Below are 18,654 nucleotides of genomic sequence, written 5' to 3'. Positions count from 1 at the left end.
GACACCGGTTCCCGGAAGCGGAGGAGCCGGCCGGAGTCAGTCGGCGTGGCAGCCGAGCAGCTCGGCCGTCGCGGCCGGGGAGGTGGTGCGGAGCGTGACGACCTTGTCGAAACGCGTGCCGTCCCCGTCGAAGCGGAAGTCGGCGCGGCCCACCTCGGCGCCGTCCACGGTCTGGGACCGTACCGTGCAGTAGCCGTCCACGCCCGCGTCCTTGTGGACCTCCAGGCGCACCCGCACGGTGTCCTTCGAGGTGTCGAAGCCGATCATCTCGCCGCTGATCTGGTTCCCCGCGACGTAGTGGTAGCCGAACCAGCCGATCAGGGCCAGCATGAGCACGGCCAGGCCCGTGCCGACGATCTTGAGGGTGCGGTCGCGACGTTCGTCCGAGGTACGGCCGTAACGGCCCTCGGGCGGTCGCGTGCTCGCCGTACTCATGATCGTCTCCTCGGCGGAAAGGGGGGACGTCCGCCCCGGGCGGGGCCCGGTCCCGGGCTTCGGAATTATTCGTCCCCGGCTTCGGTCACTATAGAAGTCTTCCGTCCGTCGCCCGACCGCCACCCCACCGCGACGTCCCGCGGGGGACGGCGGCCAGTGGGGCCGCGCCGGGCGCACCGGGTGCCTATCGACTTGAGGAATGAGTCTTGACTGACCAGTTGCGACTGATGGCCGTGCACGCCCACCCCGACGACGAGTCGAGCAAGGGCGCGGCCACCATGGCGAAGTACGTGTCCGAGGGGGTGGACGTGCTGGTCGTGACCTGCACGGGCGGGGAGCGCGGCTCCATCCTCAACCCCAAGCTGCAGGGTGACCCGTACATCGAGGAGCACATCCACGAGGTACGCAGGAAGGAGATGGACGAGGCCCGGGAGATCCTCGGCGTGAAGCAGGAATGGCTCGGCTTCGTCGACTCCGGCCTGCCCGAGGGCGACCCGCTGCCCCCGCTGCCCGAGGGCTGCTTCGCCCTGGAGGACGTCGACAAGGCGGCCGGTGAGCTGGTGCGGAAGATCCGCGCGTTCCGTCCCCAGGTGATCACCACCTACGACGAGAACGGCGGCTACCCGCACCCCGACCACATCATGACCCACAAGATCACGATGGTGGCCTTCGAAGGCGCGGTGGACACCGGGAAGTACCCGGAGAGCGAGTTCGGCCCGGCCCACCAGCCGCTGAAGGTCTACTACAACCAGGGTTTCAACCGCCCCCGCACCGAGGCGCTGCACCAGGCGCTGCTGGACCGCGGCCTGGAGTCGCCGTACGGGGACTGGCTCAAGCGCTGGGCGGAGTCCGAGCGCAAGGAGCGCACGCTCACCACGCACGTCCCGTGCGGGGACTTCTTCGAGATCCGTGACAAGGCCCTGATCGCGCACGCCACACAGATCGACCCCGACGGCGGCTGGTTCCGGGTGCCGATGGAGATCCAGAAGGAGGTCTGGCCCACCGAGGAGTACGAGCTCGCGAAGTCGCTCGTCGATACCTCCCTCCCCGAGGACGACCTCTTCGCGGGCATCCGGGACAATGCCTGATATGAGCGTTAGCGCAAGCCTGGCAATGAGCCACCTGGTCACCCTCGCCGAAGTCGACAAGGACAAGGTCACTCCCGGTGTTCTCGGCTTCATCGTCTTCGCGGTGATGGCCCTGGCGGTCTGGGGCCTGATGAAGTCGATGAACCGCCACATGAACCGGGTCGACTTCAACGAGTCCGCGGACCGCCGGACCGGACCTGGGGACGCCACGAAGCCGACGTCGTCCGGCGCGGCCTCCGGCGGGGCCGAGAAGAAGAAGCAGGGCTGAACCGCGTAGCCTTCCGGACTCCGGAGGGCTACGCGGCGGCACACCGCCGGAGCGGCCCTACGCCGTCGACCCCATGGCCACCCCCATCACCTCCCGGGCGCGGCGGCTGGGGACCATGCCGAGGCGCCAGGCCTGCCAGCCCACCTCCAGACTCACCCCGCGCTCCAGCAGGAGCTGGTAGGCGTCCACGTAGTCGCCCAGCTTCTCGTCGCGGGCGGCGTGCGCGGTCCGGGCCAGCTGCGCCAGGTCCTCCTGGGCCACCGCCGTGCCGACCTCGGTACCGCCCGGGGCCGCGTACGGGAGGAGCGTGCAGCGCAGGAACCGGGCCCAGTCCTCGCCGCGCCGGTCCCCGTAGGACGCGAACAGCGCCGCCGCCTCGTCGCACAGGGCCAGCGCCTGCTGGGTACGGGCATTGCCCGCGTCGACGACCGCCAGCTCCAGGCACGTCCACGCCTCGCCGTGGGCCACACCGATCCGCTGGAAGTCCGCGCGGGCGTCGACCAGCAGCTGACGGGCGAAGCCCGAGTTGCGCAGCGAACCGGTCTGCGCGGCCCGCTGGTCGCGGGTCACCCGGGCCGAATGGTGCCGGGCGCAGGCCAGCCCGTAGACGTCCCGCATGCGGGAGAACATGGTGCGGGACCGCTCCAGCTCGCGCACCGCCCGGTCCAGGTCCCCGGTCTCCTCCAGCGCCTGGCCCAGGTAGTACAGCGTCCACGCCTCCCCCCGCGCGTCCTCGTTGTCCCGGTGCCGGGCGGCGGCCCGCCGCAGGTCCTCCACCGCCGGCGAGGCGTCCCCGCCGAGCAGCCGGGCCCGGGCCAGCTGGGTCAGCGCCCACGCCTCGCCCCGGGCGTCACGGGTACGGCCGTACAGCTCGAGCGCCTCGCGCAGCTCGGACTCGGCGCGCGGGACGTCGCCCGTCCGCAGCTTCAGCTGCCCGAGCTGGAAGTGCGCCCAGGCCTGACCGTGCACGGACTCACCCGCGCGGTGCAGCACCAGCGACTCGGTGAGCAGGTCCAGCGCCTCGGACAGCCGGGCGCGGTCGCGTTCCACCGCGCCCAGCGCGTGCATCGTCCACGCCCGGTCGGTGGCCAGCCGGGGCGCGGACTGCAGATCCATCGCCTCCCGCAGCCGCGCCGACGCCTCCGTCAGATTGCCCTGGTGGTGCAGCGTGATGCCGAGTGAGGTCAGCGCCCGCGCGACCCCCGCGTCGTGATGGGCCTCCCGGTACAGGTCGACCACCGAGGACAGCGTCGTCCGCGCCTTGTCCAGCTCACCCAGCTGACGTGCCGCGATACCCGTGCGCCACTGCACCGAACGCACCAGGAGCCCCTCGTCCACGGCCTGCGCCAGCTCGCTGATCTCACCGAGGCGGTACAGGTCGCCGCGCAGCAGGCAGTAGTCGCACAGCGCGCCGAGGAGATTCAGCACCGCCGCCTGGTTCACGCCCTCCGAGTGCCGCAGCGCCGCCGTGATGAAGCTCGACTCGTCGTCCAGCCAGCGCAGCGCCTCGTCCAGCGAGGTGAAGCCGTACGGGCCGAAGCGGTCCGAGCGGGTGGACATGTTGCCGTCGACCAGCCGCAGCACCGAGTCGGCGAGCTCGGCGTAGTTCACGATCAGCCGCTCCTGTGCCGCCGTCCGCTCGGCCGGGTCCTCCTCCTCCAGGAGGCGGGCCAGCGCGAAGGCGCGCACAAGGTCGTGCAGCCGGTACCGGCCGGGCCGCACCGGGGTGATCAGACCGGCCCGGGACAGCGCCTGAAGGTGCCGGGTCCCCTCGGCCTCGTCGGTGGCCAGCAACGCGGCCGCCGCCGCGGCGCCCAGCGACACCCGGCCGGCCAGCGCCAGCCGGCGCAGCAGCCGCCGCAGCGTCTCCGGCTGGTCGGTGTAGCGCAGCCACAGGGCGCGCTCGACCGGCTCCACCGGGCCGTAGGCGCCCAGGTCCGTGGCCAGCGTGCGCGGTGAGCGCGGGCCCAGGGAGGAACCGGCGATCCGCAGCGCCAGCGGCAGCCCGCCGCACAGTTCCCGGACCCGGTCGGCGGAGTCGGCGTCGTAGGGCTCCGAGGAGTCCTGCGCGACGGCGGCCAGCAGCTCCTCGGCGCCCGCCGCGTCCAAGGCCCGCACCGGCAGCTGGTACACCCGGGCGGGCAGATCGTCGGGCAGGCCGAGCGGCGCGCGGGAGGTCACCAGGACCAGGCTGTCGGAACGCTCCGGCAGCAGCGTGCGGACCTGCTGCGGATCCGCCGCGTCGTCGAGGACGACCGCCACCGGCATGTCCGTCACATGCTGGTGGTACAGCTCGCTCAGCCGTCTCACCTGCTGGTCGGGGGAGGACCGCTCACGGAACAGCAACTGCTCGCGGGGCGCTCCCAGCCGGTTCAGCAGATGCAGCAGCGCGTCCCGGGTGGACAGCGGCGGCTCGCCGGGACTGTCGGCGCGCAGATCGACCACGCAGGCGCCGCGGAAGTGGTCCTTCAGCTCGTGCGTCGCGCGCACGGCGAGGGTCGTCCGGCCGCTGCCGGGCTCCCCGTGCAGCACCACCACCGTCGGCTGCGTCTCCGTGCTCGCGCGCGCCGCCTGCGCCCACTGCCGGATCCGCGCCATCTCCTGCCGCCGGCCCGCGAACGGCCCCACCGGCTCCGGCAGTTGCCCGAACGACTGCGCCAGCACACTCCGTCCGCGGGCCGCCGCGCTCTTGTCCGCGCCGCGCAGCCGCGGCCCCGTCTGCCGGGGGCCCGTGGACGCGGCGAGCATCCGCTGCTGGTCCAGGAACGGCCGGATGCCCCGCACCTCCAGCGCCGTCAGCCACTGCAGCCGTAACTGCTCCGGCCCGCCCGGCTGGCTCACCGCACCGGCCCGGTGGTGCGCGGCGGGCACATGCGCGCCCACCACCTTCACCACGGTCGCCGCCGCGCCGGCCACCCCGACGGCCACGCCCGCGCCGAGTGCCGTCCCGGTCCCCGTACCGAGGGCGAGGTCGGCGACCACGGCCGCGAGCCCGGCCACCCCGGCCACGAGCAGCGGCGTCCCGGCACCCTCGCGGGCATACCGCTGGCGGAAGGTGAGCTGCCCGGCCGCCGCCTCGTCCAGCGCACGGGTGTACGCCTCGTACTCCTCGGCCGCCGGCCGCGCGATCGCGTCCAGCGCCCCGCGCGCCCGGGACAGCAGCACCTTTCCGTCGGTACGCCCGCCCGACCGGCGCACCTCTTCCTCCACAGCCCGTGCCAACAGCCGCTCCGCGTCCGCACGATGACCGTCCCGCATGTCACGTCCCCCTCCGGCGGCCTCGGTCGCACCCGGTGTGCCCGGGAGTCCACGGGTCCCTTCCGACCCATCCCCGAGTCCTTCTCCGGTTATGCGTCGGCCAGTGTCCTGTGCGTGCCGCATCTTGGGGAGGGGGAGAGGGGGAGACAGGACGAAACCCGGGAGCGCGGCGGGGCAAGGAGGGAGCCGGACGACATCCGGAAGCCGGCCGGGCCGCCGCCGGACGCTTCCGGAAGCCGGCCGGGCCGCCGCCGAGTACCCGCTCCTCGACCGCGGTGGACACGCCGACGTACCGGCGGGCCCCGATCCCCGGTCTCCGCCCGAGGTCGCGGATCACGGCCGAGAAGGCACTGGCGCACCAACCGGTGCCGATGCCGCTGCCGGCGTGGTTCCCGGCGGACGATCCCTCGGCCGGACCCCGCCGGCGGCCGGTGACACTCCCTCCACGTGGGTACTGGGGCAGGATGGAGCACATGGCGAACCGACTGGCCCACGAGACGTCCCCGTACCTCCTCCAGCACGCCGAGAACCCCGTCGACTGGTGGCCCTGGTCGGACGAAGCCTTCGCACGGGCGCGCGAGCGGAACGTGCCCGTCCTGCTGAGCGTCGGCTACGCGAGCTGCCACTGGTGCCATGTCATGGCGCACGAGTCCTTCGAGGACCGGGCCACCGCCGACTACCTGAACGAGCACTTCGTGAGCGTCAAGGTGGACCGCGAGGAGCGCCCCGACGTGGACGCCGTCTACATGGAGGCCGTACAGGCGGCGACCGGGCAGGGCGGCTGGCCGATGACCGTGTTCCTCACCCCGGATGCCGAGCCGTTCTACTTCGGCACCTACTTCCCGCCCGAGCCCCGGCACGGCATGCCGTCCTTCCGGCAGCTGCTCCAGGGCGTGCACCAGGCATGGGACGAGCGCCGGGACGAGGTCGCCGAGGTCGCGGGGAAGATCGCGCGGGATCTGGCCGGGCGGGAGATCTCCTACGGCGACGCACAGCTTCCGGGCGAGGAGCAGCAGGCCCAGGCGCTGCTCGGGCTCACGCGGGAGTACGACGCGCAGCGCGGCGGGTTCGGCGGGGCGCCGAAGTTCCCGCCGTCCATGGTGCTCGAGTTCCTGCTCAGGCACCACGCCCGCACCGGCTCGGAAGGCGCGCTGCAGATGGCGCGGGACACCGCCGAGCGCATGGCCCGCGGCGGCATCTACGACCAGATCGGCGGCGGTTTCGCCCGGTACTCCGTGGACCGGGACTGGGTGGTGCCGCACTTCGAGAAGATGCTCTACGACAACGCCCTGCTCTGCCGCGTCTACGCCCACCTGTGGCGGTCCACCGGGTCCGAGCTCGCGCGCCGGGTCGCGCTGGAGACCGCCGACTTCATGGTCCGCGAACTGGGCACGTCCGAGGGCGGGTTCGCCTCCGCGCTGGACGCCGACAGCGACGACGGCAGCGGCAGGCACGTCGAGGGCGCGTACTACGTCTGGACGCCGGCGCAGTTGCGCGAGGTGCTCGGCGAGCAGGACGCCGAACTCGCCGCGCGGTACTTCGGGGTGACCGAGGAGGGCACCTTCGAGGAGGGCGCCTCGGTGCTGCGACTGCCTCAGCAGGACGAGGTGTTCGACGCCGACCGGATCGGCGGAGCCGGTGGGATCAGGGAACGGCTGCTCGCGGCGCGTGAGGCCCGCCCGGCCCCCGGCCGGGACGACAAGGTCGTCGCCGCCTGGAACGGGCTGGCGATCGCCGCGCTCGCCGAGACCGGCGCCTACTTCGACCGGCCGGACCTGACCGAGGCCGCGGTCGCCGCCGCCGACCTGCTGGTCAGGGTGCATCTCGACGACCACGCCCGGATCGCCCGTACCAGCAGGGACGGCCGGGTCGGTGCCAACGCGGGCGTCCTGGAGGACTACGCCGATGTCGCCGAGGGGTTCCTCGCGCTGGCCTCGGTGACCGGGGAGGGGGTGTGGCTGGAGTTCGCCGGGCTGCTCCTCGACCATGTGCTGGCCCGCTTCACCGACCCCGAGACGGGCGCCCTGTACGACACGGCGTCCGACGCCGAGCGGCTCATCCGGCGACCGCAGGACCCGACCGACAACGCCGTACCGTCCGGCTGGACGGCCGCCGCGGGCGCGCTGCTCGGGTATGCGGCCCAGACCGGCTCCGCACCGCACCGCACCGCTGCGGAGCGGGCGTTGGGCGTGGTGAAGGCGCTCGGTCCGCGGGTGCCGCGGTTCGTCGGCTGGGGGCTCGCGGTCGCCGAGGCGGCGCTGGACGGGCCGCGGGAGGTCGCGGTGGTCGGCCCGGCGCTCGACGATCCGGCCACGACGACCCTGCACCGCAGGGCACTTCTGGGCGTCGCCCCGGGCGCGGTGGTCGCCGTCGGTACGCCGGAGAGCGACGAGTTCCCGCTGCTGGCCGACCGGCCCCTGGTGGGGAGCGCACCGACCGCGTACGTCTGCCGCAACTTCACCTGCGACGCGCCGACGACCGACCCCGACCGGCTGAGCACGGCCCTGGGCGGCTGACACAGCGGACGGGCGTCAGGGGCGACTGGAGACGGGCGTCAGGGACCGCTCAGGATGAGCACACCCATGGTGAGCATGGCCAGCCACTGCACGGCGACGGCTCCGAACCGGGCGGACGGCCACCGGGTCCGGGGCCACGCCGTGGCCAGCACCCCGGCCACGAGGGCGGTCACGAAGAAGCCCGGGGCGAGCCCGTCCGGCACACCGGAGCACTGCTCGCCGTAGAGCAGGCAGAGGCTGCCCCGCTCGGTGGACAGGACGGCGATCCAGGCGACGACCACGGTGGGCGGCAGCAGGACGAGTCCGGCGACGGACCATACCGTCAGGAAGCGGGCGGTGGAGTGCGGCGGCGGTGCGCTCATGCTCATGCCCCCATCCCACCGCGCCGGCCGGCGCCCGGACATCGGCCGGGGTACTCAACGCCCCTGAGTACTCCGGCTCAGCGCCCGCTCCACGATCGCCTCCAGCTGGTCGTGGTGGGCGCCCCGCCAGTAGGCGCGGCCGCAGTCGGCGCACCGCGCGAACACGTCGTACGAGCGGTGCGTGCCGCTCTTCAGCTGGTCGGCGACCTCGTCCTTGGTGGCGGGGCTCAGCAGGCCGTTGCAGGCGGTGCAGCGGGTCCAGGGGCGCAGTTCGGGCTGGAAGCGGTCCAGTACGTAGGGGAGTTGCTCCTCGGGCCCGGTGCTGTAGACGAACGCGCCGGCCCACAGTTCCCGGCGGCGCAGCAGACCGCGGTCGCGGCTGAGCATCACCCGCTGTTCGGCCGCCGAGCGGGCGGCCAGTGCCGGGTCGCCGATGTCCGTCGACTCGTACGCCGTGTCCACGCCCAGCAGCCGCAGCCGGCGGGCCAGCGTGCCGAGGTGCACGTCGAGCAGGAAGCGCAACGGGGCGCCGGGCACCCGCTGGGGGAGCGCGACGGGGTGGACGGTCACCGACTCGCCGGCGGCCGGGGTGTGCGAGACGGGCACCTCGCGGCCGTCCACGAGCAGCGCGCCGACCTCGGTCAGCGGGACGCCGAGCGACTCGACGACGTGACCGAGGGTGGAGACGCCGTCGAGGGGGGCCTTCGTGGCGCCGGTGGACCGTGCCCGGGGGACGAAGACGAGCAGTTCGGGGGCGAACTCGACGTGGATCTCGGGACCGTTCACCCGCTCAGGATGTCATGCGCGCGCTTCGCGGCCCGGCTTTTCCGGGCGCTCCCGGTTCATCCGTGCTGGTAGGCCACCAGGGAGATCCCCACGTAGTGGGCGGTGAAGGCGGCCAGGGTGAAGGAGTGGAAGACCTCGTGGAAGCCGAACCAGCGCGGTGACGGGTTGGGCTTCTGGAGGCCGTAGACCACTCCGCCCGCGCTGTAGAGCAGGCCGCCCACGATCACCAGGACCAGTACGGCGATGCCGCCGGTGCGCATGAAGTCGGGGAGGTAGAAGACGGCCGCCCAGCCCATCGCGATGTAGCAGGGGGTGTAGAGCCAGCGCGGGGCGCCCACCCAGAACACCCGGAAGAGGATCCCGGCGGCGGCGGCCGCCCAGATGCCCCAGAGCAGCCACCGGCCCTTCGCCTCGGGCAGGAGCAGCATGGTGAGCGGGGTGTAGGTGCCGGCGATGATGAGGAAGATGTTGGCGTGATCGAGGCGGCGCAGCACCCCGTCCATGCGGGGGCTCCAGTTGCCGCGGTGGTACAGCGCGCTCACGCCGAACAGCAGGCAGGCCGTCAGGGCGAAGATCCCGCAGGCGATGCGGCCCCGGGGTGAGTCGGCGAGGGCGGTGAGCACCAGCCCGGCGATCAGGGCGGCGGGGAACATGCCCAGGTGCAGCCAGCCGCGCAGCCTGGGCTTGACCGGGTGCGGGAGGGAGAGCTCTACCGGGCCGCGGCCTTCGGCCGGCGGGTCCGCGGGTGCGTCGGAGGCGAACGCTGTCATGGCGGCATCGTACCTACGGAACCGTAAGTTACAGAGCGGGACGCCTGCTTGACCGGGGGAAGTGGTCATCCTCTCACGTGGCGCACCTGGCCGGTATCCGCCGGTGCGCCCGGCTCGTCCGAGAGGCGTGCGCAGCGGCGACGGCCGCGCAAAGAACCCGCAAAAACACGACCTGCCGCACGCCATGCGCACGCAACGCGCCAGCAAAGCGACCCAGCGTACGCGCGGGACTCCTCGGGGACCGTGGCCAGCGTCACTCTGCTCACTTGTGCGTACCGCTGGACAGATGGGCACTCTCATCAGAGGATCAAATGAGTGCGGTCGGCACCGGATGAGCGCCGAACGTCCCACCGTGAAGCATCCGGGCCGCAGCCCCCACGGGGCCTCTCAACCAAAAACCCTCACTTAGGAGCAATCGTGGCGCGCGACATCGCGGCTCCCCCCGTCCCCACCACCCACCAGGGACTGATTTCCTGGGTCAACGAGATCGCGGAGCTGACCCAGCCGGACCGCGTGGTCTGGTGCGACGGTTCCGAGGCGGAATACGAACGGCTGAGCGAGGAGCTCGTCGCCAAGGGCACCTTCCGCAAGCTCGACCCGATCAAGCGCCCCAACTCCTACTACGCCGCCTCCGACCCCAGCGACGTCGCCCGCGTCGAGGACCGCACCTTCATCTGCTCCGAGGAGGAGGAGGACGCCGGCCCCACCAACCACTGGAAGGCCCCCGGCGAGATGCGGGAGATCTTCACCGGTGAGAAAGGCGTCTTCCGCGGCTCGATGAAGGGCCGCACGATGTACGTCGTGCCCTTCTGCATGGGCCCCCTCGGCTCGCCGCTGTCCGCGATCGGTGTCGAGATCACCGACTCCGCGTACGTCGCCGTCTCCATGCGCACCATGACCCGCATGGGCAGGCCCGTCCTGGACGAACTCGGCGACGACGGCTTCTTCGTCAAGGCCGTGCACTCGGTCGGCGCCCCCCTGGAGCCCGGCCAGGAGGACGTTCCCTGGCCCTGCAACCAGACCAAGTACATCTCGCACTTCCCCGAGGACCGTGAGATCTGGTCGTACGGCTCCGGCTACGGCGGCAACGCCCTGCTCGGCAAGAAGTGCTACGCCCTGCGCATCGCCTCCGTCATGGCCCGCGACGAGGGCTGGCTCGCCGAGCACATGCTGATCCTCAAGCTGACCCCGCCGCAGGGCGAGTCCAAGTACGTCGCCGCCGCCTTCCCGAGCGCCTGCGGCAAGACCAACCTCGCCATGCTGGAGCCCACGATCTCCGGCTGGACCGTCGAGACGATCGGCGACGACATCGCCTGGATGCGGTTCGGCGAGGACGGCCGCCTCTACGCCATCAACCCCGAGGCCGGCTTCTTCGGCGTCGCGCCCGGCACCGGCGAGCACACCAACGCCAACGCGATGAAGACGCTGTGGGGCAACTCCGTCTTCACCAACGTCGCCCTCACCGACGACGGCGACGTGTGGTGGGAGGGCATGACCGAGGAGACCCCGGCCCACCTCACCGACTGGAAGGGCAACGACTGGACCCCCGAGTCCGGCACGCCCGCCGCCCACCCCAACGCCCGCTTCACTACGCCCGCCGCGCAGTGTCCGATCATCGCGCCCGAGTGGGAGGACCCCAAGGGCGTACCGATCTCCGCGATCCTCTTCGGCGGACGCCGCGCCACCGCCGTACCGCTGGTCACCGAGTCCTTCGACTGGAACCACGGCGTCTTCCTCGGCGCCAACGTGGCCTCCGAGAAGACCGCCGCCGCCGAGGGCAAGGTCGGCGAGCTGCGCCGCGACCCGTTCGCCATGCTGCCGTTCTGCGGCTACAACATGGGCGACTACATGGGCCACTGGGTCGACGTCGCGAAGGACAAGGACCAGTCCAAGCTGCCGAAGATCTACTACGTCAACTGGTTCCGCAAGAACGACGAGGGCAAGTTCGTCTGGCCCGGCTTCGGTGAGAACAGCCGCGTCCTGAAGTGGATCGTGGAGCGCCTGGAAGGCAAGGCGGACGGCGTCGAGACTCCGATCGGCATCCTGCCGGCCAAGGGCGCGCTGGACACCAACGGCCTCGAACTGTCCGACGCCGACCTGGACTTCCTGCTCAGCGTCGACAAGGAGGTGTGGCGCGAGGAGGCCGCGCTCGTTCCCGAGCACTTCAACACCTTCGGCGACCACACGCCCACCGAGCTGTGGGACCAGTACCGCGCCCTGGTGCAGCGCCTGGGCTGAGCAAGCCCGAAAGACTCCGCGGCCGGTTGGGATGGGATGCCCTGACCAGCGATCGTCACGACCGGCCGCGGGACGGACAGGCGAGGCGCCGCACAACGGCGTGCGGGGCCCTGGGCCTGTCGCCGCCCTCCCGCCCGCCCCGGCGGGACAGGGCGACGACAGGCCTTCGCCCATGTCACCACCCGGACGGTCGTACCGCCCGTCGGCTACGACCCCCGGTACAGCCGCTCCGGGTCCACGAGCAGCACCTCGCCCCGGTCGGCGGCCGCCCGCAGTTCGGGGGCGAAGCCCGCACCGCTGTAGCAGGCGGGTCTGGCGTGGCGGGTGTCCACGCCCCGTGCGGCGAGCAACTCCAGGATGCGGCGCAGGCGCTGGAGATGCCCGAGGTACATGACCTCGTGCCACTTCGCCTCGCCCACGGACAGCAGGATGCCCTGGTCCTGGCCGATCGCGCCGTGCACCACGACATCGGCCTCGAGGCTGGTGCGGCTCACCGGGTCGGCGACGGTTCCCGAGGCGACCTGGATCGGCATGCCCCCGAACGTCTCGGGGTCCGCGTGCCACTCGACCCACTCGCGGCACAGTCGCTCGAAGTGCGGGCCCACGACCTTGCCGAGGAACGTGGGCCGGCTGTGCTCCCAGACCCTGGAGGACCTCAAGGAGGGCGAGTACGTCCTGGCCTCCGACCCGGAGACCGGCGACCTGCGGGCCCGTCAGATCACCGACACCCGTGACCACAGCGGGGTCAAGCACCTGGTCACCCTCGCCGTCGACCCCGACGGCAAGGACGGCGACGCCAAGCCCGGCAAGATCACGGCCACGGACGAGCACCCGTTCTGGCTGCCCGACTTCGGCAGGTGGGCCGACGCGGAGGACCTCGAGCCCGGCATGTGGCTCCAGACCTCGGCGGGCACCTGGGTCCAGATCACCGCGATCGACGACACCCACCGGACCCAGCGGGTTCACAACCTCACCGTCGGCGGCCCGCACACGTACTTCGTGGCGGTCGGCTCGGCAGCGGTCCTCGTCCACAACGACGAACCCACCGAGGTCTGCAAGACCGACGCGGGCAAGGCCAGCTACCAGCGGCTCAAGGACGCCGTGGCCCAGGCCGCGACGCGACCCGCAAGTGTCGTGAAGTCCCGCCTCAGTGCGGGGCAGATCGCCGCCGGCAAGAAGAAGCCCTTCCTCAAGAGGATGTTCATCGGCAGCGACATCGAGAAGGCAGCAGCGAACAATCCTTCTGTACTGGCAGATCCAAACATCCGGCACATGGGAACATCTGCTCCCGGTCAGTCGGTTCCCGACTTCACCATTGCTGGATGGGGCCAACGTCGTGAACGTCGATGTCACCGGTGGTAGTGCCACAGCAATCGCGGACCATCTTCGGCGTGCCTGCATCGACAGCCGCGGCCAGATTCTGGACTACCCGACGGTGGCTGACAGCTACGTCGATGACATATTCGGCCGAGGTGGCAGCATGTCGTTCATGAAACAGGTGAATTCCGCTGGCTTCCGGTCTCAGAAGATCAGCGGAGGACCCAAAGTTCTGGCAGACATCCAGCTCTCCCGCTGCACTTGTGTGGGGTCGACCATCGCACAGTTCGACGACCCGGGGTTCGGGCTCGTCGTCCAGGGCGTCGAGGCCAAGCGGTGCAAGTTGGACAACTGCGGCGCACATGGTGTTCTCTTCCGGGATCTCCTGGTCGAGGACCTCGCCGTTGCCGGAGGTCTGCTCCTGGAGGGGTGCGTCTTCGAGAACGTCACCCTGCGGGGGAACATCGGGAAAGTGGTGACAACGCCTCCCAACAGTACTCTTCCGGAAGAGGTGCGGAAGAGCTTCGAGGAGGCGATGCGCGCCATCTACCAGGAGACGGAATGGGCGCTCGACATCAGGGAGGCGAAGTTCAGCGACGCGGATTTCTACTACGTCCCGGGTGAACTGATTATCCGGGATGAGGAAACGCAATTCCTGCTGCGGCGGGAGAGTTTTTCAGGGGTGAACCTCTCGGAATTGCCGGTTTATGCGGGAATCGCCGCCGGTCGATTCGATGCAAGCCCCTGGGACTCAATTGTCGCCGTGGCCCCAAAACGTTCGAAGAGCTTCGGTCAGGTACTTTCCGAACTCAACGATCTCCGCAGAATGGGACTGGCGGAGTAGCGGTCCGATCGAGCACCCTTCTGGAATTCCGTACGGCCGCACCGGAGCCACCGGTGCGGCCGTACCCGTGTGCCGAACGCTTCTCATCCTGGGTCTCCAAGGTCAAGGCAGCTTCCCAGCGATCCTTAGGTAGGATTCGGCCCGTCGCAGTAGCGGCGGACCGCGCCTCACTGACTTGCATTGGTGGATACTCGAGGTGAACGATTCGACCGGCAGGATTTCGTACATTACCCACGATGCTCCGGCGTGGAGGCCAACGGGCAACGGCTATATCGCGATGGTCGATCTCGCTCCTTTTGGGTTCGAAAATGAACAGGAGCAAGTCTGGCTTCGCTCCCTGGGTGGGGAGGAATTTGAAGTCTGCTGTATCCCCTTCCAGATCTACGGAGTTTCTCTCGGTGACAGGGTGAAGCTCAGTGATGGGCGATTCGTGTCTGGCGTTCTGTCCCGATCGGGCAGGAAAGTCTTCCGGGTGTTCTTCACGGACCCACGTCCGCCGATCAACGTACCGGACTCGCGAGATGCTCTTCGATCCGCAATTGCCGCCGGCCGTTTCCTTTCCGAGTGGAGCGGAGATCGTCACGTGGCGATCGATGTCCCGGAGTCATGCGATCCAGTACAACTGTTCGAGGCGATCGAGGGCGAGGTCATAAATGAAACCGCTTATTGCGAATGGGGCGATTCTGAGCCTTTTGGGTTGAGTGGCTGAGCTCACCGTCCATCATGTGGCCGGATCGGGGTGGTGGCATGCGGCTTGTAGTGGACACAGTGAACTTTTACAACCTCCCTGCTGCGCACGGCCGTTGAGGATGCGGGTGGTGCGCAGATGTGGAGAAGCTCCTGGTGGACGGGTGGGTGTCGAGTCCAGGCCGTCCCGCCAGGAGCTTGTGTGCCACGAACACGAGAGATCGGCGGTGGTAGCGGCTGATTGAGTGTGGTGCTGCACGGGAGATGAAGGATGTTCGGCCCTTCGGAGCCGCCTTTCGGGAGGTGGCCTCAAACCACCCTCCGCTGCGTTATTGATCCGAAACGCTTTGTGTTCGCGCTCGTTGACGGTGTGTGAGTGATCTGGTGGGGGATGCGCGGACCTGGTCACCGGACGCGCAGGAGGCTGTGCGTTTGCCGGCGGTATCCGCGCTGGTGGAGGGCCGGGGCCGGTCGGAGGTTGCCGCCCTGTTCAGGGTGTCGGTCAGGGCCGTGGACAAGTGGTGGGCGAGGTGGCGGGCGGGTGGCCGGGACGCGCTGCTGTCCCGTCCGCGGGGCCGGCGTGCGGGTGATCATCAGGTCCTGTCCGAGGCCGAGCAGGCGCGCGAGGGAACACCCCTCCGGCTGCGACTCAGGCCAGCTCCCGCACTGCGCCGTCACGGGCGACCGCGTACAGCGTGACCCGCAGCAGCGTCCGCACCCGCTCCGATACCCGCAGCGGCTGTTCGACCGCGAACTGCTCGCCGACGGTCTGTGGACGTGACCCGATCCGTCGCTGGTCGTCGTCGATGTCCCACCGCTCGACCAGCGCGTTCAGCGCCTCGTCTCGTACCTGGTCAGGACCACGCCGCCGGGAAACGTCCGTGTCTCCACCAGGTTCAGGTTCGCCCAGCTGTCCAGCGCGGTGAAGAACGGTGTGCCGCTACCCACCAGGACCGGATGGGTGACGATCGCGTACTCGTCGATCAGCCCGGCCCGCATCGCCGCCCCGGCGAGCGCTGAGCCACCGACCCTCATCGGCCCACCGTCCTCGGCCTTGAGCCGAGTGATCTCCGCGACCGCGTCGCCGGTGACCAGGCGAGTGTTCCAGTCGACCTTGTCGACCGTCGAGGAGAACACCACCTTCGGCGTGTCCCGCCAGTTCCGCGCGAACTCGATCTGCGCTGGGGTGGCGCCCGGCTGCTGGTCGCCGGTCGGCCAGTAGGCGCTCATGGTCTCCCACAGCTTGCGCCCATACAGCAACAGGCTGATCGCCCGCTCCTGGTCGAGCCACCACTGGAACAGCTCGTCGCTCGGCCCGCTCCAGCTGAGGTCGTCGCCGGGCGCGGCGACATAGCCGTCCAGGGACAGGTTCATGCCGTAGAGCAGTCTCCGCATAGCGCCAGCCTTCCGTCAGTCGGTCTCGGAAGTCTAAAGGCTGTCCCGTAATTGGACTGGCGGTGCCTCGTCGGGGCGCTACTCGCCCGTCTTCCCGTCGATCAGTTCTCGGGCGACGTCGAGGTGGCCAACGTGGCGGGCGTACTCCTGAAGCAGGTGGAAGAGGATCCGTCCGAGGGAGGGAGCCTGCTCGGGTGCCCGGAAGCGGCCGCCGAGGCGGGCCTTGTCCGCCAGACCGGCAGCCGCGACCAGGGAGGTCGTCGCGGTCACCTCGTCACGGTAGGCGGCCATAACCTCTGCGGTCGGCCTGTCGGCGGGGATGCCCCATTCGGCTTCGTCTCCGCCGGGTGGGTAGGCCAGGACGTCCTCGGCAGCGAATCCCCAGCGTATCCAGCGGCGTTCGACCCAGCCGAGGTGCTGAATCAAACCGAGCGGCGACCAGCCCAGTGGATCGACGGGCGTACGGAGCTGGCCGTCGGACAGACCGGAGATCTTCCGCATGAGCGCCTCGCGGTACCACTCCAGGTAGCCGAAGAGGAGCTCGCGCGCGTCGGAGACGTCGACGCCAGGCCCGTCGGGAAGCGCGGGAACCTGCCCGGAAGACTGCTGCATCCCCCGAACGTAGCGCGGCACGCTGTCCCAACGCAGGACATCGCCCGGCGAATCAAGCACCCGAACCTGTCATGATCTTGGTGTGGCAGCAGTGATCACCGCGTCCGAGCCGTCCTGGATAGCCCCGTTCACCGGGTTGAGCCCCTGCCAGTTCGGCAAGCTGATCACCATGCTGCGCCGCGAGGGCGCGGACGAGGTGCGGCGGGGCCGACCGTGGTCGCTGCCGCTGGAGGACCGGGTGCTGCTGGTCGCCGCCTACTGGCGCACCAACCTCACCCTGCGCCAACTCGCCCCGCTGTTCGGTATTTCGAAGTCGGCCGCCGACCGCATCATCAACCACCTCGGGCCGCAGCTCGCCCTCCAGCAGCGCAAACGGTTCCGCAGGGACACCGTGCTGATCGTGGACGGCACCCTGGTCCCCACCCGCGACCACACCATCGCCGAGCAGTCCAAGAACTACCGGTACTCCACCAACCACCAGGTCGTCATCGACGCCGACACCCGGCTCGTCGTGGCCGTCGGCCGGCCCCTGCCCGGCAACCGCAACGACTGCACGGCGTGGGAGGAGTCCGGCGCGAAGGCCGCCGTCGGCAACACCACAGTGATCGCGGACGGCGGCTATCCGGGCACCGGGCTCGTGATGCCCCACCGCCGCCGCAAAGGTGAGGAGTTGCCCGACTGGAAGCAGGCCCACAACACGTCCCACAAGCAGGTCCGCGCCCGCGTCGAGCACGTCTTCGCCCGCATGAAGACCTGGAAGATCCTCCGCGACTGCCGTCTCAAAGGCGACGGCGTTCACCACGCCATGCTCGGGATCGCACGGATGCACAACCTCGCCCTCGCCGGATAGACCACCAAGCCGTACAGCAGCCCCCATGCCCGAAGCCACTCAAGATCAATTACGGGACAGCCCTTAGACGGGCCTTGACCTCGAATCCTGGACACGGGTTATGCGGCTGGTGTGAGCGTAGTTGGTCAGAAACTGCTGGGGTTCACTCGTCGATGACGTAGCCGACGTGCCGACCGCAGAAGTATCCGCGCACGATGTGAGGTTGGTGTTGTCGGCGGTGAAAGAACCGGCGGGTTTCGGAGGCGAGTTCGGTCTGGTTCCTGGCCCGGTGGGTGTGGGGCAGGCTGCGCTTGAGGTCGGCGTTGACGAGCTCGTCTGGGTTCAGCTCGGGTGAGTACGAGGGCAGGAAGTGCAGTTCGACCTGGTCCTTGTGGTTGGCGAGCCAGGCCCGGACGGCCTTCGAACGGTGGGCCGAGTGCCGGTCCACGACCAGATGAACCTTGCGGTCGAAGTGGCCGACGAGCCGGGTGAGGAAGCGGCACATGACCTTCGCGTCGAACGACTCGGTGAAGACCATGAAGTGCATCCGCCCCTTGGTGCTGATCGCGGACATCGCGTTCACCGAGAACCGGTTCCCGGTGCGGTGCACGACCGGCGTCTACCCCCTGGCTCCCCAGGTGCGGCCGGTGACCTGGTCCGACCGGATGCCGACCTGGTCGGCGAACAGCACTACCCCGTTCTCAGCCTTCGCCCGGGCCCGGATCGCCGGCCACGTCTCCTCGCGCCAGATCCGGACCGCCTCTGGATCCTGCTCGACCGCCCGCTTGTCCGGCTGCTGGAACGTCAGCCCCCACCGCTTGAGGTACTTGCCCACCCCCGGCTCGGTGAAGCGGACCCTGTACAGCTTGAAGATCAGCTCGCCTACCAGCCTCCGCGTCCACAGCTGACCGGAAAGACCCAGGTCGGAGGGAGTGTGGTCGAGGACGGCCTGCCGAACAGCGGCCTGCTCGGCCTCGGACAGGACCTGATGATCACCCGCACGCCGGCCCCGCGGACGGGACAGCAGCGCGTCCCGGCCACCCGCCCGCCACCTCGCCCACCACTTGTCCACGGCCCTGACCGACACCCTGAACAGGGCGGCAACCTCCGACCGGCCCCGGCCCTCCACCAGCGCGGATACCGCCGGCAAACGCACAGCCTCCTGCGCGTCCGGTGACCAGGTCCGCGCATCCCCCACCAGATCACTCACACACCGTCAACGAGCGCGAACACAAAGCGTTTCGGATCA

17 protein-coding genes and 1 pseudogene are annotated in these 18,654 nt (G+C 70.1%); 9 read left to right on the top strand and 9 right to left on the bottom strand.

Annotated elements, in window-relative coordinates; genetic code table 11:
• Positions 1 to 36 precede the first annotated feature (36 nt).
• The gene (locus WJ438_RS15760) at positions 37 to 435 is read right to left on the bottom strand and encodes a DUF4307 domain-containing protein (protein WP_406725826.1); all 399 of its coding nucleotides are present in this window, start codon (positions 433 to 435) and stop codon (positions 37 to 39) included.
• Positions 436 to 641: 206 nt separating this feature from the next.
• Here WJ438_RS15760 and mca point away from each other — a divergent pair, with 206 nt between their 5' ends.
• A complete protein-coding gene (gene mca / locus WJ438_RS15755) occupies positions 642 to 1,523 on the top strand; it encodes a mycothiol conjugate amidase Mca (RefSeq protein ID WP_406725825.1) in 882 nt (293 codons plus the stop codon).
• Positions 1,516 to 1,791, top strand: coding sequence for a hypothetical protein (locus WJ438_RS15750; protein WP_406725824.1), 276 nt, complete (start codon positions 1,516 to 1,518; stop codon positions 1,789 to 1,791). Before mca ends, WJ438_RS15750 begins: the two co-directional genes overlap by 8 nt.
• Positions 1,792 to 1,848: 57 nt before the next feature.
• Here the strand turns inward: WJ438_RS15750 and WJ438_RS15745 are convergent, their stop codons facing one another.
• Positions 1,849 to 5,049 (bottom strand): tetratricopeptide repeat protein, encoded by a 3,201-nt coding sequence (locus tag WJ438_RS15745; protein ID WP_406725823.1) that lies wholly within the window; start codon positions 5,047 to 5,049, stop codon positions 1,849 to 1,851.
• Between the two features lie 473 nt (positions 5,050 to 5,522).
• On the opposite strand from WJ438_RS15745, the gene WJ438_RS15740 reads away from it, so the two are divergent.
• Complete coding sequence (locus tag WJ438_RS15740) at positions 5,523 to 7,565, top strand: thioredoxin domain-containing protein (RefSeq protein ID WP_406725822.1); 2,043 nt, start codon at positions 5,523 to 5,525, stop codon at positions 7,563 to 7,565.
• A gap of 38 nt (positions 7,566 to 7,603) precedes the next feature.
• Here WJ438_RS15740 and WJ438_RS15735 read toward each other — a convergent pair whose 3' ends face one another.
• From WJ438_RS15735 to WJ438_RS15725, 3 genes are read right to left on the bottom strand one after another with little or no spacing between them, the layout of a single operon-like run.
• On the bottom strand, positions 7,604 to 7,927 hold the full coding sequence (locus WJ438_RS15735; protein WP_406725821.1) for a hypothetical protein: 324 nt from the start codon (positions 7,925 to 7,927) through the stop codon (positions 7,604 to 7,606).
• A gap of 54 nt (positions 7,928 to 7,981) precedes the next feature.
• The gene (locus WJ438_RS15730; RefSeq protein ID WP_406725820.1) at positions 7,982 to 8,713 is read right to left on the bottom strand and encodes a Mut7-C RNAse domain-containing protein; all 732 of its coding nucleotides are present in this window, start codon (positions 8,711 to 8,713) and stop codon (positions 7,982 to 7,984) included.
• A gap of 56 nt (positions 8,714 to 8,769) precedes the next feature.
• Positions 8,770 to 9,483, bottom strand: coding sequence for a hemolysin III family protein (locus WJ438_RS15725; RefSeq protein ID WP_406725819.1), 714 nt, complete (start codon positions 9,481 to 9,483; stop codon positions 8,770 to 8,772).
• A gap of 417 nt (positions 9,484 to 9,900) precedes the next feature.
• Here WJ438_RS15725 and WJ438_RS15720 point away from each other — a divergent pair, with 417 nt between their 5' ends.
• On the top strand, positions 9,901 to 11,721 hold the full coding sequence (locus tag WJ438_RS15720; RefSeq protein WP_406725818.1) for a phosphoenolpyruvate carboxykinase (GTP): 1,821 nt from the start codon (positions 9,901 to 9,903) through the stop codon (positions 11,719 to 11,721).
• Between the two features lie 206 nt (positions 11,722 to 11,927).
• Here the strand turns inward: WJ438_RS15720 and WJ438_RS15715 are convergent, their stop codons facing one another.
• A complete protein-coding gene (locus tag WJ438_RS15715) occupies positions 11,928 to 12,326 on the bottom strand; it encodes a hypothetical protein (protein WP_406725817.1) in 399 nt (132 codons plus the stop codon).
• A 4-nt stretch (positions 12,327 to 12,330) separates the two neighbouring features.
• Between WJ438_RS15715 and WJ438_RS15710 the strand changes: the two genes are divergently transcribed.
• From WJ438_RS15710 to WJ438_RS15695, 4 genes are all read left to right on the top strand, one after another.
• On the top strand, positions 12,331 to 13,083 hold the full coding sequence (locus WJ438_RS15710) for a polymorphic toxin-type HINT domain-containing protein (RefSeq protein WP_406725816.1): 753 nt from the start codon (positions 12,331 to 12,333) through the stop codon (positions 13,081 to 13,083).
• Positions 13,058 to 13,882 (top strand): hypothetical protein, encoded by an 825-nt coding sequence (locus WJ438_RS15705; RefSeq protein ID WP_406725815.1) that lies wholly within the window; start codon positions 13,058 to 13,060, stop codon positions 13,880 to 13,882. Before WJ438_RS15710 ends, WJ438_RS15705 begins: the two co-directional genes overlap by 26 nt.
• A gap of 196 nt (positions 13,883 to 14,078) precedes the next feature.
• Positions 14,079 to 14,591, top strand: coding sequence for a DUF4265 domain-containing protein (locus tag WJ438_RS15700; protein WP_406725814.1), 513 nt, complete (start codon positions 14,079 to 14,081; stop codon positions 14,589 to 14,591).
• A gap of 350 nt (positions 14,592 to 14,941) precedes the next feature.
• Positions 14,942 to 15,268, top strand: a complete 327-nt coding sequence (locus tag WJ438_RS15695; protein ID WP_406725813.1) for a helix-turn-helix domain-containing protein — start codon at positions 14,942 to 14,944, stop codon at positions 15,266 to 15,268.
• Positions 15,269 to 15,400: 132 nt separating this feature from the next.
• On the opposite strand, the gene WJ438_RS15690 is transcribed toward WJ438_RS15695, so the two are convergent.
• Both WJ438_RS15690 and WJ438_RS15685 read right to left on the bottom strand, forming a co-directional pair.
• The gene (locus tag WJ438_RS15690; RefSeq protein WP_406725812.1) at positions 15,401 to 15,964 is read right to left on the bottom strand and encodes a dihydrofolate reductase family protein; all 564 of its coding nucleotides are present in this window, start codon (positions 15,962 to 15,964) and stop codon (positions 15,401 to 15,403) included.
• A gap of 78 nt (positions 15,965 to 16,042) precedes the next feature.
• A complete protein-coding gene (locus WJ438_RS15685) occupies positions 16,043 to 16,576 on the bottom strand; it encodes a DinB family protein (RefSeq protein WP_406725811.1) in 534 nt (177 codons plus the stop codon).
• An 82-nt stretch (positions 16,577 to 16,658) separates the two neighbouring features.
• Between WJ438_RS15685 and WJ438_RS15680 the strand changes: the two genes are divergently transcribed.
• On the top strand, positions 16,659 to 17,426 hold the full coding sequence (locus WJ438_RS15680) for a transposase (protein WP_406725810.1): 768 nt from the start codon (positions 16,659 to 16,661) through the stop codon (positions 17,424 to 17,426).
• Positions 17,427 to 17,568: 142 nt separating this feature from the next.
• On the opposite strand, the pseudogene WJ438_RS15675 reads toward WJ438_RS15680, so the two are convergent.
• Positions 17,569 to 18,534 (bottom strand): annotated as a pseudogene (locus tag WJ438_RS15675) (IS630 family transposase).
• Positions 18,535 to 18,654: the final 120 nt, after the last annotated feature.

The sequence above is a fragment of the Streptomyces sp. GD-15H genome (assembly GCF_045291515.1).
Lineage (GTDB): Bacteria > Actinomycetota > Actinomycetes > Streptomycetales > Streptomycetaceae > Streptomyces.
This window is presented reverse-complemented; position numbering and strand designations above follow the sequence as displayed.

What these genes read in the sequence shown, in the direction of transcription:
- WJ438_RS15760 (WP_406725826.1), bottom strand. Translation starts at nt 435, where the DNA reads ATGAGTACGGCGAGCACGCGACCGCCCGAGGGCCGTTACGGCCGTACC.
- WJ438_RS15750 (WP_406725824.1), top strand. Translation starts at nt 1,516, where the DNA reads ATGCCTGATATGAGCGTTAGCGCAAGCCTGGCAATGAGCCACCTGGTC.
- WJ438_RS15745 (WP_406725823.1), bottom strand. Translation starts at nt 5,049, where the DNA reads ATGCGGGACGGTCATCGTGCGGACGCGGAGCGGCTGTTGGCACGGGCT.
- WJ438_RS15740 (WP_406725822.1), top strand. Translation starts at nt 5,523, where the DNA reads ATGGCGAACCGACTGGCCCACGAGACGTCCCCGTACCTCCTCCAGCAC.
- WJ438_RS15735 (WP_406725821.1), bottom strand. Translation starts at nt 7,927, where the DNA reads ATGAGCGCACCGCCGCCGCACTCCACCGCCCGCTTCCTGACGGTATGG.
- WJ438_RS15725 (WP_406725819.1), bottom strand. Translation starts at nt 9,483, where the DNA reads ATGACAGCGTTCGCCTCCGACGCACCCGCGGACCCGCCGGCCGAAGGC.
- WJ438_RS15690 (WP_406725812.1), bottom strand. Translation starts at nt 15,964, where the DNA reads ATGCGGAGACTGCTCTACGGCATGAACCTGTCCCTGGACGGCTATGTC.
- WJ438_RS15685 (WP_406725811.1), bottom strand. Translation starts at nt 16,576, where the DNA reads ATGCAGCAGTCTTCCGGGCAGGTTCCCGCGCTTCCCGACGGGCCTGGC.